Annotated in this window: 11 protein-coding genes and 1 pseudogene; 8 read left to right on the top strand and 4 right to left on the bottom strand. The window is 68.0% G+C overall.

Features of this window, described 5'->3' with window-relative positions; genetic code table 11:
• Window positions 1-166: 166 nt before the first annotated feature.
• Window positions 167-580: pseudogene (locus tag ABFX54_RS56920) on the bottom strand (M23 family metallopeptidase); the annotation flags it as partial.
• Between the two features lie 304 nt (window positions 581-884).
• Window positions 885-2,138, bottom strand: a complete 1,254-nt coding sequence (locus ABFX54_RS13400; protein ID WP_346104653.1) for an MFS transporter — start codon at window positions 2,136-2,138, stop codon at window positions 885-887.
• A gap of 264 nt (window positions 2,139-2,402) precedes the next feature.
• On the opposite strand from ABFX54_RS13400, the gene ABFX54_RS13395 reads away from it, so the two are divergent.
• The 7 genes from ABFX54_RS13395 (at window position 2,403) to ABFX54_RS13365 (ending at window position 9,252) form a co-directional block, all read left to right on the top strand.
• On the top strand, window positions 2,403-3,026 hold the full coding sequence (locus tag ABFX54_RS13395; RefSeq protein ID WP_346104652.1) for a helix-turn-helix domain-containing protein: 624 nt from the start codon (window positions 2,403-2,405) through the stop codon (window positions 3,024-3,026).
• Between the two features lie 271 nt (window positions 3,027-3,297).
• On the top strand, window positions 3,298-3,447 hold the full coding sequence (locus tag ABFX54_RS13390) for a hypothetical protein (protein ID WP_346104651.1): 150 nt from the start codon (window positions 3,298-3,300) through the stop codon (window positions 3,445-3,447).
• A gap of 542 nt (window positions 3,448-3,989) precedes the next feature.
• On the top strand, window positions 3,990-4,934 hold the full coding sequence (gene rpsB, locus ABFX54_RS13385; protein WP_346104823.1) for a 30S ribosomal protein S2: 945 nt from the start codon (window positions 3,990-3,992) through the stop codon (window positions 4,932-4,934).
• A gap of 1,061 nt (window positions 4,935-5,995) precedes the next feature.
• Entirely contained in the window at window positions 5,996-6,829 is an 834-nt protein-coding gene (gene tsf / locus ABFX54_RS13380) for a translation elongation factor Ts (protein ID WP_346104650.1), read from the top strand.
• Between the two features lie 145 nt (window positions 6,830-6,974).
• On the top strand, window positions 6,975-7,673 hold the full coding sequence (gene pyrH / locus ABFX54_RS13375; protein WP_219912434.1) for a UMP kinase: 699 nt from the start codon (window positions 6,975-6,977) through the stop codon (window positions 7,671-7,673).
• Between the two features lie 43 nt (window positions 7,674-7,716).
• Window positions 7,717-8,274 (top strand): ribosome recycling factor, encoded by a 558-nt coding sequence (frr, locus tag ABFX54_RS13370; protein WP_346104648.1) that lies wholly within the window; start codon window positions 7,717-7,719, stop codon window positions 8,272-8,274.
• Between the two features lie 138 nt (window positions 8,275-8,412).
• Window positions 8,413-9,252 (top strand): phosphatidate cytidylyltransferase, encoded by an 840-nt coding sequence (locus ABFX54_RS13365; RefSeq protein ID WP_346104646.1) that lies wholly within the window; start codon window positions 8,413-8,415, stop codon window positions 9,250-9,252.
• A 198-nt stretch (window positions 9,253-9,450) separates the two neighbouring features.
• On the opposite strand, the gene ABFX54_RS13360 is transcribed toward ABFX54_RS13365, so the two are convergent.
• The gene (locus ABFX54_RS13360; RefSeq protein WP_346104644.1) at window positions 9,451-10,470 is read right to left on the bottom strand and encodes a suppressor of fused domain protein; all 1,020 of its coding nucleotides are present in this window, start codon (window positions 10,468-10,470) and stop codon (window positions 9,451-9,453) included.
• Between the two features lie 120 nt (window positions 10,471-10,590).
• On the opposite strand from ABFX54_RS13360, the gene rlmN reads away from it, so the two are divergent.
• Complete coding sequence (rlmN, locus tag ABFX54_RS13355; RefSeq protein WP_346104642.1) at window positions 10,591-11,691, top strand: dual-specificity RNA methyltransferase RlmN; 1,101 nt, start codon at window positions 10,591-10,593, stop codon at window positions 11,689-11,691.
• 185 nt (window positions 11,692-11,876) lie between these two features.
• Here rlmN and ABFX54_RS13350 read toward each other — a convergent pair whose 3' ends face one another.
• Window positions 11,877-12,230: a hypothetical protein gene (locus ABFX54_RS13350; RefSeq protein ID WP_346104641.1), complete on the bottom strand. Its 354-nt coding sequence runs from the start codon at window positions 12,228-12,230 to the stop codon at window positions 11,877-11,879.
• Window positions 12,231-12,386 lie beyond the last annotated feature (156 nt).

Here is a 12,386-nt window from a genome sequence, read left to right as displayed (position 1 = left end):
CTGCGTGGGGGAGGGTGAGGGCGTTCGCGGGCGTTGCTGTGTGCGGGGAAGGCAAGGTCTGGTCAGGGGGCGGATGCTGGGGGTTGTTTGTCTTGGTCGTTGGTAGAGACCAGTAGGGGAGGAGGCGGATGGGGGCTTGGCCGAGGAGGGCGAGAGGGTTGAGGTAACGGGTGTTGCGGAGCAGGCCCCAGTGCAGGCATGACTCCGTGCAGTGAGGCGTTGAGTCTTCCAGGGTGCCGATCTTGGCGCCTGCTGTGATGGGTTGGCCGCGGCGTACAGATGCTGTGACGGGAAGGTAAGTCGTGCGGAGGCCGTCTGGGTGATCTATGGCGATCACGCCTTTTCCGGCGACGGGGCCGGCGAAGCGGATCGTGCCCGAGCCTGAGGCGAGGACGGTGGCAGAGACGGGGGCGGCCAGGTCGACGCCGCGGTGGCCGGCCAGCCAGGGCTCCGGCGGTGGGGTGAAGCGGCGCACGATCCTGGGGTGTCCGTCCAGGGGCCAGCGCCAGGGGAGCGGGGAGGCTCTGGCCGGAGGTGTGAGGATGGGCAGGATCAGGGTCGCGGAGATGAACGTGGTCATGATGGCGGTCCTGATCGGTGCCGGGTTTGTCCAGAGGTGAGGCCATGGTCGCGGATGGGTGTTCATCGGCGGAGGAGTGGCGGGAACCGGAGAGACGGCGGGTGTGGGGCAGGCGGTGTTGACGTTCATGCGGGGGAGTTTGGCGGGGGTGGCCTGCGGCGCGAGGTGGTGAACGTCGTTCTGTGGATATCGGAAGCGGCGGATGGGTGCCTGTGGATAACGCAGTTGCGGAATGATGAAGGTGAGGCATGATGGTCACGCCTGCCGCGGGACGGCGGGCTGATTCGATCAAGTGGTTCGTGGGCTACACGTGTGATGGCGCTGAAGTTGCGTGGGTCGGAGACGATGGCTTGACGCGGTGCGGGCGTAGAGGTGACGTCCAGATCCAGATGGTGCTCAGAGCGATGCCAGCGGCGCAGATGAGGATGACAGGGCGCAAGCCGATGAGTTCGGCGACCAGACCGCCGGCGAGGCCGCCCAGGGCCAGAACGCCTTGAACGGCGAAGGTCATGGTGGCGTTGACCCGGCCGCGGAGTTCCGGGGACGTTTCCCGGAGGATGATCGCACCCATACAAGTGGCGAAGGCGACGACGATGCCGCCGGTCAGTGTGCCCGTCAGGACGAGTATCGAGATCTTCCACCACAGGGAGCCGTTCAGCAGGCCCACCACGAGGATCTCCATGGGGAAGAAGATCACTGCGATGAGGAGGATGCGGTCCTCGCCGTAGCGCTTGGACAGGCGGGCGGTTGCCCACGCGCCGAGCAGGCCGCCGGCTCCGCCCAGGGCGATGAGTACACCGATGAGGCTCTTGGGGATGTCGAGCGTATGCAGCATGTAGAGCATGTAGACGGCGGTGTAGGCCATGGCGAAGAAGTTGATGGTGACGCCTGCGCCCAGAAGGGCGCGGAGCACGGGGTGGGTGACGCTGGCCATGAGGCCTTCCATGACGTCCTGCCACATGCCTCGGGAGGTCGTAGCGGTGTGCTTCTCCGGGGTTCGGATGGAGCGCAGCAGGAGAGCCGAGGTCAGGAACGACAGGGCTTCCGCCAGTACGGCCAAGGGAGCTGTGAGGATTTGCACCAGAAGGCCAGCCAAGCCGGGGCCGCTGACTGATGCGACGGAGTAGGAGGCGTGGAAGCCGGCCATCGCCTCGGTGCGCTGGCTCGTGGGGACCACGGCTGCGATGTGGGGGAAGTTCGCCGCTTTGAAGAGCACGCCTGCCGTACCGATCACCAGTGCCACGACGATCAGCCAGACGACGTTCAGTATGCCGAGGAGCCAGGCGATCGGGATCGTGGCTGCGGCCGCGCATGAGACGAGTTCGCAAGCGATCATCATCGGGCGATGACGGGTGAGCCGGTCGGCGATGGCGCCCGACTGGAGGCCGAACGCGAGAGCGGGCACCGAGGCGGCGGCGGTCAACATGCCCATTTGGGACGGGGATGCGGTCAACAGGGTGATCGCGGTCAGTGGGATGGCCAGTTTCGATACCTCTGAGCCGGTGATGGAGATCGTTCGGGCGGTCCAGAGCAGGCGATAGTCGCGTTGCTTTCTCAAGGGAGTGAGTGGGGGAGCAGTCTTCGCGGCAGTCGTGGGGCTGGGTCGGCGGGTGTCAGCCTCGTTGGTCTCGGTGAGTCCGGAGGCTGTAGCCGGTGGTTCGACGAGGTCATGGAGGCTGGGGGCCTCATGTGATTCAGGCTGAGGGATGTGGGGAGGGGTGGAGTCGGCCAAGTTGTGAAGGGAACGCTTCATAACTATGAAGGTATCCCTTCATAGTTATGAAGGCAATGCTTCACGCCTGTGATTGAGTACCGTTGGCACATGACGCGGCACGGCGAAGGGCTCAGTGATCCCAAGGCGATGCGGGCGCTGGCCCATCCGGCGAGGTTGATGATCCTCAACAGGCTCAATGTGGAGGGCAGCGCCACTGCCACCGAAGTGGCGGAGATCGCGGGGATCACTCCCAGCGCTGCCAGTTATCACCTGCGGATGCTGGCCAAGTACGGGTTCGTGGAAGATGCGCCGCCCAGGGGAGATGGCAGGGAGCGGCTCTGGAAGGCGGTGGGCAAGCCGGTCAGCGTGGGGGTGCTGCCTGATGATCAGCCTGACGTCCGGGAGGCCAAGGTCACGTTGATCACGGCGTTCCGACGAGAGGCCAATGAGGAGGCCGAACGGGCGCTGGCGAATGTCGATCGGGAGCCCGAGGAGTGGCGGGATGCGACCCGGTTCGGTCGGTACCGGATCAGGGTCGATGCCGAGGAGCTTGCCCGGTTGAACCGGGAGATCGAGAAGTTGATCGAGCCGTTCGTGCTGCAGCGTCGAGGTGAAGGGGTCGCGCCGGAGGGGGCCAGGGTGGCTGAGGCTCAGATCAATCTGTTCCCGGTGGCGGCGAGGGCGGTTCCGGGGCTGCCTACCGAAGATCATGGCGTGGCTGAGCGCAAGTGAGGTATGCGGCCCTGTGGAGGTGTGCGCATGGGCTTCGGCAGGGATGTGGGGTTCAGGCGGGTTGGGTTGGGCGAGTTAGGTCAGGCAGGACAGGGGTTCGGCGGGGCGGAGTTGGGCAGGCCTGGTTCGGTGTAACCAGGGTTGGCTGACGTGGGGCAGAAGGGTCGGGCGGGGGCGGGGTTGAGTAGGGCCTGGTTCGGCAGGCGGGGGATGGTGGGTCAGGTCAGGCAGGGAGGGGTTCGGCAGGGCGGGGTCAAATCGGTTGGGTTGGGTGGCGCTGGGTTGGGCGGGGTTCGGGTTCGGCGCCGGGTTCGGTGGGGCTGGGGTTGGGTGGGTGTGGGTTTGGCAGGGGTGGCACATCGGTGAGCACGGCTACGAGCGCGTCACCATCCGCGGCATCGCCGACACCGCCGACGTCTAGCCGGGCCGTTGGGCGGAGCGGGAGGGTGGGGCTGAGCGTGGTCAAGGTGGTGTCGACGACAGCCGCTACTCACCCGTCGTCAGCAGGTGGTTGCGGAGTGAGCGGGGTGGGGGGTTATGGCGGGCTGGAAAGGGGTGGCTGGGTGGGGCGGAGGTGGTGATGGTTGAGGGGACTGCTTGAATGGCTGGGGTTTGGGCGGGGCGTTTGGGCTTGTGAGCAGGGGCGACTGTTCGTGCGGAGCGCGGGGGCTTTGGGGGTGGGCGGTGTGAGGCTGGTGGGGTTGATGAGTGGTGGTGTCGCAGAGGGGTCGAATGTCTGGTTGACCGCAGACGGTCAGCCTGGGGCGGTGTGGGAGGTAGACTTTTCGGTGGCCTGTGACCACAGGCCGACTTCGCATGCCCCATTGCGGACCGCGCCATCGGTCCGGGCCATGTGCCCGGCGGGAGCGGGTTCGGGGCATCAGGGCGGCAGACAACGCGCTGCTGCGGCATAACCGAGAATCGCGCCCATCCGCAGGGCGCCCAGACCTGGAGGACCAGCACATGGCCCCCGTCGTCACCATGCGACAGCTGCTCGAGAGTGGCGTTCACTTCGGTCACCAGACCCGGCGCTGGAACCCGAAGATGAAGCGCTTCATCTTCACCGAGCGCAACGGCATTTACATCATCGACCTGCAGAAGTCTCTGTCGTACATCGACCGTGCCTACGACTTCGTGAAGGAGACCGTCGCCCACGGTGGCACGATCCTCTTCATCGGTACGAAGAAGCAGGCTCAGGAGGCCATCTCCGAGCAGGCCGCGCGGGTCGGCATGCCGTACGTCAACCAGCGCTGGCTGGGTGGCATGCTCACCAACTTCTCCACCGTGCACAAGAGGCTGCAGCGTCTGAAGGAGCTCGAGGAGCTCGACTTCGACAACGTCGCGGGCTCGGGGCTCACCAAGAAGGAGCTCCTCATGCGCCGTCGCGAGAAGGACAAGCTCGAGCGTACGCTCGGCGGCATCCGTGACATGGGTCGCGTGCCCAGCGCGGTGTGGGTCGTCGACACCAAGAAGGAGCACATCGCGATCAGCGAGGCCAAGAAGCTTGGCATCCCTGTCGTCGCGATCCTCGACACCAACTGCGACCCCGACGAGGTCGACTACCCGATCCCGGGCAACGACGACGCCATCCGCGCTGTCGGCCTGCTGACCAGGGTCGTCGCCGACGGTGTCGCGGCCGGTCTGATGGCTCGCTCCGGCGCCGCTCGCGGTGACGAGAAGCCGGCCGCCGCCGAGCCGCTGGCCGAGTGGGAGCGTGAGCTCATCGAGCAGGGCACCCCGGAGCGTGCGGCTGACGAGGCCGCGCCGGCTGCTCCCGAGGCTGCCGCCGAGGAGGCTCCCGCTGCCGAGGCTGCTGCTCCCGAGGCCGCTGCTCCTGAGGCTGCTCCGGCCGAGGAGGCTCCGGCTGAGGCCGCTGCCGCCGAGGGCGAGAACGACCAGCAGGCCTGACGCCTTGGTCAGGGCGGGGCACGAGTTCTGACGTCCCCGCCCTCTTCGGGGCACGCATGCGGGTTGGCGAGCCAGAGCTTCCGGACTGACTCGAGCTGAAGCTTCCGGGCTGACTCCTGGACGGTACTTCCGGACTCTTGGAAGGTGCCGGTCTGAGGCTGGGCGTGCTGGTCTGAGGCTGGATACCGGCTGAGGTCTGAGGGTCGGGTTCGTGTCGGCTTGAGTCGGACACCGGTCTGAGGCCAGGCTCTGGCTCACGGGCTGACACCGGCCCAAGGTCGGGCCCTGGCTCAGGGCGGATACTGGCTCAAGGCCGGGACTGGCTCAGGGTGGACAGCCGCTCAAGGTCGGGTGTCGGCTCAGGGTCAGGGCACCGGTTCAGGCCGGAGCGCCGGCTTGAGGTCGGGTGCCTGCTCAGGGGCGGGCACTGGCTTTCAGGGTCGGTGCCGGTTCAGAGTTGGTGTCGGCACGAGGTCGGTTGGCTCTAGTTCTGCCGCTGGGTGGAGCCGGGTTGGCTGAGCTTGGCTGCGGCTGCCGAAGCCGAGGCTGGCTGAAGCTGAGGCTGGCCAGAGCTGAGCTCTGGCCAGAGCTGAGCTCTGGCCAGAGCTGAGGTTGACTGAAGCTGAGGTTGGCTGAAGCTGAGGCTGACCAGAGTCGAGGTTGGCCGGAGCTGGGCGACTGGCTGTGGTCGGTTCGCGCAGGGTCTGCGGCTCGCCGGAGTCGGTTGGCGCAGGTTGTGCGAGTGGCCAGGTCGGTTCGCTTGGATGAGCGTGGTCGGCCGGGTCGGTTCGTTCGGATGAGCGTGGTCGGCCAGGTCGGTTCGTTCGGCTTGCCGGCCTTCTGATCGGTTCGCGCGGCGGTGCTGAGCTGAGGTGGTAACCGAGGCGAGGCTGGGCAGTATGCCGAGCGAAGCAGCAGCGAGGCCGGGCCGACCCGGGCCCCGAGTAAGGCAAGGCTCCCGTACGGCACACGCCTGCCGTACGAACAGGGGGTGGGAGGCCGGATCCCGGCGCCTGCCCCATCCACGATGACGACGACGAAATCCCACAAGGAAAAAGAGCATGGCTTCCGTGAACATGGCCGACGTCAAGCGGCTTCGCGAGATCACCGCCGCCGGCATGATGGACTGCAAGAAGGCGCTGGAGGAGTCCGATGGTGACTTCGACCGCGCCATCGAGCTGCTGCGCCTGAAGGGCGCCAAGGACGTGGGCAAGCGTGAGGCCCGTACCGCGTCCAACGGCCTGGTGGCGCTCAAGCAGGACGGCGACTCCTCCGCAGCGCTTCTCGAGCTCAACTGCGAGACGGACTTCGTGGCCAAGGGCGAGCGCTTCCAGGAGCTGGCCGCCCAGGTCGTCGCGCACGTCCTGGAGAGCAAGCCCGCCGACGTGGCGGCGCTGCTCGAGTCCTCCTTCGACGGCAAGACCGTCAAGGAGCGCCTCGACACCGCCAACGCCGCGCTGGGCGAGAAGATCGAGATCCGGCGCTTCGCGGTGCTGGAGGGCGGCTACATCGGCGCGTACATGCACAAGACCGACCCGGCGCTGCCGCCGGCGGTCGGGGTGCTGGTCCAGCTGGACAAGCCGAACGCCGAGGTCGCCAAGGACATCGCGCAGCACGCCGCCGCGATGGCTCCGCAGTACCTGAAGGCCGACTCCGTGCCCGCCGAGGTCGTCGAGAAGGAGCGCAAGCTCTTCGAGGAGATGACCCGTGAGGAGGGCAAGCCCGAGGCCGCCATCGGCAAGATCGTCGAGGGTCGCGTGAACGGCTGGTACAAGGACTTCACGCTGCTGCAGCAGGCCTTCGTCAAGGACAACAAGAAGAGCGTGGGCAAGTACGCCGAGGAGAATGGCGTCGAGGTGCTGGGCTTTGTCCGATTCAAGGTCGGTCAGGCTTAGGCTTAGGCAAGCTCACAGCTCAACGATCCGCCGAATGAAGGAGGCCGCCGCCGTGCAGGACCACCGGGAGTCAGCCCACGAATCCACACGGACGGCGGCTTCCCCATCTCCGAACCCGCAGGGTCCACTCAGGTGGAAGCGGGTGATGCTGAAGCTGTCAGGAGAGGCGTTCGCCGGCAGCGAGCCGCTCGGCATCGATCCGGTGATCGTCGATCATCTGGCCGACTCGATCGCCGAGGCGGTCAAGGAGGGCGTGCAGGTCGCGGTCGTGGTCGGCGGTGGCAACATGTTCCGCGGCGCCACCCTGTCCCAGGGCGGCATCGACCGGGCCAGGGCCGACTACATGGGCATGCTCGGCACGGTCATCAACTGCCTGGCGCTGCAGGACTTCCTGGAGCGGCGGGGCGTGGAGACGCGCGTGCAGACCGCCATCACCATGCAGCAGGTGGCCGAGCCGTTCCTGCCGCGCCGCGCGATCAGGCACCTTGAGAAGGGGCGCGTGGTCATCTTCGGCGCCGGGCTCGGCTCGCCCTACTTCTCCACCGACACCGCGGCGTCCCAGCGGGCCCTGGAGATCGGCGCGGAGGCGCTGCTCAAGGGCACGCAGGTGGACGGGATCTACGACTCCGATCCCCGCAAGAACCCCGACGCGGTCAGGTTCGACCATCTCGACTACGGCGAGGTGCTGCTGCGCGACCTCGCGGTCATGGACGCCACCGCGATCAGCCTGTGCAAGGACAACGACCTGCCGATCGTGGTCTTCGACCTCATGGGCGAAGGCAACATCCTGCGAGCGGTGCGCGGTGAGAAAATCGGCACGCTGGTTAGTCCCGCAGGCAAATGACGGAGCGAGCCCGAGACCGCCAGCTAGAAGACAGGGAGCCGCTGTGATCGACGAAACCCTCCTCGAGGCCGAGGAGAAGATGGACAAGGCCGTTTCGGTCGCGAAGGAGGACTTCGCGAGCATCCGTACGGGCCGGGTCACCCCCTCGATGTTCAACAAGATCAACGCCGAGTACTACGGCACGCCGACGCCGATCCAGCAGTTGGCGTCGTTCCACGTGCCCGAGGCGCGCATGGTCATCATCCAGCCGTACGACAAGGGCTCGATGAGCGCGATCGAGCGGGCCATCCGCGACTCCGACCTCGGCGTCAACCCCACCGACGACGGTCAGGTGATCCGGGTGACGTTCCCCGAGCTGTCCGAGGAGCGCCGCAAGGAGTACATCAAGGTCGCCAGGAACAAGGGCGAGCACGCCAAGGTGTCGGTACGCAACATCCGCCGCTCCGCCAAGGAAGTCCTCGACAAGATGATCAAGGACGGCGAGGCGGGCGAGGACGAGGTCCGGCGGGCCGAGAAGGAGCTCGACGACCTCACCCAGAAGCACGTCGCCAAGATCGACGAGCTGCTCAAGCACAAGGAAACCGAGCTGCTCGAAGTCTGAGCGGCGCGCCGCAGGGCGGACCGCGCTCACGACGGGCCGCCACGGGGCGGACCGCGTTCGACGGGCCGCCGCAGCGTAGCGGGTCTGCACTACGGCCCTCGCTTCGACGGCGGGGGCCGTGGGCTCTTGGAGAACTCAGTGGAAGAACGTACGGCTGGCACCAGCTCGAGCGGCGGCAGCCGTACCGGAAGAAACCTGCCCGCGGCCATCGCCGTCGGTGTGGTGCTGGGCGCGCTGGTCATCGGCACCGTCTACACGATCAAGGAGCTGTTCCTCCTGGTGGTGGCGGGCGCCGTCGGTGTGGGCGTGCTGGAGCTGGTCAAGGCCTTCGCCACCCGCGACATCAAGGTCCCGGCCGTGCCGGTGCTGGCGGGCATGGTGGCGATGCACGCGGGGGCGTACTGGGGCGGGCCGGTCTGGTTGCTGGCCGCGTTCGCGGTGTCCGCGCTGGTGCTGCTGATCTGGCGGATGTTCAGCGACGGTACGGACGGTTACGTACGCGACGCGTCGGCCTCGGTGCTCACGCTCTTCTACCCCGCGATGCTGGCCGCGTTCGTCGCGCTGCTGCTGAAGGAGGGCGACGGCGACCACCGCGTGGTGATCTTCATCGCGGTGACCGTGGCCAGCGACATCGGGGGCTACATCGCGGGGGTGCTGTTCGGTAAGCACCAGTTGACGGTGATCAGCCCGAAGAAGACCTGGGAGGGCCTGGCCGGGTCGATCGTCGCGTGCACGGCGGTGGGCGCCTGGCTGGTGACCTGGCTGCTCGGCGGCGACATCTGGCAAGGGGCGCTGATCGGCGCGCTGGCGGCGGTGCTGGCGACCGTGGGCGACCTGATCGAGTCGATGATCAAGCGGGATCTCGGCATCAAGGACCTGGGGACGATCCTGCCGGGGCACGGTGGGTTGATGGACCGGCTGGACTCGCTGGTGACGACGCTGGTGCCGGTCTGGGCGTTGATGACCATCTTCTTCTGACGGTGCCACATGTCGGTGTCGTTCTGACGGCGGCGGCGGGTTTCGGTCGTCTACTGTGACGAGGTCGGCTCTGCCGGCGGCGGGCCTCAGCCGCCTCCCTGATAGTGGCGGGGCTCAGCCGTCGCTCTGACGGTGGTGGGGCTCAATCGCCCCCCTTGACGGTGGCGTGCCTCAGCCGTCTCCCTGGCGGTGGCGGGCTCAGTGGGGCTGGGCTTCCGTAGGTGTGGTGGTGGGGGAGAGCCAGAGCCACCGTACGACCTCGCCGCCGAACGCGAATCCTGACATGTCAGGCATATGGGGTGGGTTGGCCTGCATCAGGACGCCCGAGTACTGCGGCCCGAGGGGGAACGTCGCAGGCTCGTGATACCACTTCGCCGTGTGCCCGTGGCCCAGCCACGTGACCGAGTGCCACGGATACTGCGACAGCCAGACCAGCAGCAACGCCGCGTCCCGAGGGTCCTCGCGGGTGGCCACGGCCAGCTCTATCCTGGCGTACGCGCCCGGCTTGTCGATCCACTGCTCCACCGTCGGCATGCGCTGGCAGCTCATCCCGACCGTGGACAGCACGGTGAAGGCGCGGTCGGCCACCGGAGGGCGTTCGGTGATGCCGACGGTCGGCAGCCGGTCACCACTGGCGTCCCAGTAGCGGCCCGCCGGTCCCAGCACCCGGTCCAGATGCCCCATCACGAACTCCTGGAACGACGGCCACGACCCCTCGCTGTGCCGCCAGCGCCAGTAGGACCTGGCGTTGGAGATCCGGGGACGCAGCCCTTCGAGCGCCTCCGACAGCGCCCACGCGAACGGTGACTCGCCCACCGCGTCGCGGGCGTATCCCGGCATGCCCCTGCTCATGTCGGCCCAGCCCGGGATGACCGCGAGCAGTTCGTCGTCCTCGTAGAGGGCCACGCCGTCGCCCTCCTCGAACCACAGCGGGCTCAGCTGCCCGAGCGGGCGGCGGCCTTCGGGGTGCAGGGTGTTGGGCCTGGGCATCAGCGGCGGCAGGCCCGCGTTGATCCGCGCCAGATCGACGACGGCCGGGGCGGGGCGGTGGTTGGCCAGCCAGACGGCGCCGTGGACCACACCGTCCGGAGAGCACAGGTAAGCTACCGAGGAGTCCTCGTCCCGCTCGACCACGAGCGTCCGGCTCCCGTACGGGTTGCCGGCGGCGAGCACGACCTCGGTGCCACCCTCGCCAGATGCCGACCGAAAAATCGCCATACGAGATGACTGTAGATCGGGCGGTGACCAAGACGCGAGCCATGACGTGACCAGGAATGCCACCTCCGATCCGAACGTTCATTACCCTGGTCGACAACCCCTCAAAGCAAAGGCAGCAACGTGTCCCAGCCTCCAGGCCAGCTCACCTTCGTCGCGCCGCGCCGGGCCAAGCCCGCGCGGCACCTGGCCGACCTGTCGATGGCCGACCGGCGGGCCGCGGTGACCGAGCTGGGCGAGAAGGCCTTCCGCGCCGACCAGCTCTCGCGCCACTACTTCGAGCGGCTGACCTCCGACGTGGACGCGATGACCGACCTGCCCGCGGCGGCCAGGGAGAGGCTGTCCACGCTGCTGCCCGACCTGCTCACGCCGGTCAGGGAGATGACCACCGACGGGGGCACCACGCGTAAGACGCTGTGGCGGCTGTTCGACGGGGCGCTGGTCGAGTCGGTGCTCATGCGTTATCCCGACCGGGTCACGATGTGCGTGTCGTCGCAGGCCGGATGCGGCATGAACTGTCCGTTCTGCGCCACGGGGCAGGCCGGGCTGACCCGGAACATGTCGACCGCCGAGATCGTCGAGCAGGTCGTCTCCGGGGCGCGGGCGCTGGCCGCCGGCGAGGTGCCCGGCGGGCCCGGGCGGGTCAGCAACGTCGTGTTCATGGGCATGGGCGAGCCGCTGGCCAACTACAAGCAGGTGATCGGCGCGGTCCGCCGCCTGGTGGAGCCGTCGCCGCACGGGCTCGGCATCTCGGCGCGCGGGGTGACCGTGTCCACGGTCGGGCTGGTGCCGGCGATCGGCAAGCTCGCCGACGAGGGGCTGCCGGTCACGCTGGCGCTGTCGCTGCACGCGCCCGACGACGAGCTGCGCGACACGCTGGTGCCGATCAACACGCGGTGGAAGGTGGCCGAGGTCCTCGACGCCGCCTGGGCGTACGCGGCCAGGACCAAGCGGCGGGTCTCGATCGAGTACGCGCTCATCAAGGACATCAACGACCAGGAGTGGCGGGCCGACCTGCTCGGCAAGCTGGTCAAGAACAAACTGGTGCACGTCAACCTGATCCCGCTCAACCCGACGCCCGGGTCGAAGTGGACGGCCTCGCGGCCGGAGGACGAGCGGGCGTTCGTGCGGCGGCTGGAGTTCCACGGGGTACCCGTGACGGTCAGGGACACGCGGGGGCGCGAGATCGACGGCGCCTGCGGACAGCTCGCCGCCGCCGAGTAACCACCGTGTGGCGGGCAAGTTAGAGGCGCGCCGGTTTCGGACGGGCTGGTCAGAGGGCGGGCTGGTCTCGGACGGGCTGGTCAGAGGGCGGGCTGGTCTCGCGCGGGCTGGTCAGAGGGCGGGCCGGTCAGAGGGCGGGCCGGTCAGAGGCGACCGGCCAACAGGCATCGCCGGTGTGGGTGGGGTCAGGTTCTGCGGCGGAGCCACGCGTACGCACCGAGCCCGATCACACACCAGACCAGCGAGATCGAGCCGAGCACAGGCAGCCGGCCGACGAGCTCGCCGGCGTTCGCGGCCTTCATCCACGAGATGAGCGGCACCGTGAGCCAATAGAGCGAAGTGGCGCTGAGCAGCAGTATCGCCAGGAAGCCGAGCACCAGGGTCATGATCGAGAAGGCCGGCGACGGCAGGATCGCCCGGCTGGTGAGGGCGCCGAGCGCGGTGCCGGTCAGGGCCGACAGCGCGTACAGCAGGAAAGACACGGTCAGCAGGCCGGGCGACGGTGGGCCGGTGATGCCGAGCACCAGTGCCCAGCCCATGGCCAGCGCCGAGAAGACGGCGGTCGCGGCGAACGCCGCGAGCAGCCCGGCGGCCCCCCCCCCCCCCCCCCCCCCCGCCGTCTGTGACGATCGCCGCCGCGCTGATCGTCCTCGCCCCGCTGTTCGCCGTCATCCTGAACCGGGTCAACGCCGCCA

It is taken from the genome of Nonomuraea maheshkhaliensis, assembly GCF_039529435.1.
In the GTDB taxonomy this organism is placed as follows: domain Bacteria; phylum Actinomycetota; class Actinomycetes; order Streptosporangiales; family Streptosporangiaceae; genus Nonomuraea; species Nonomuraea maheshkhaliensis.
This window is presented reverse-complemented; position numbering and strand designations above follow the sequence as displayed.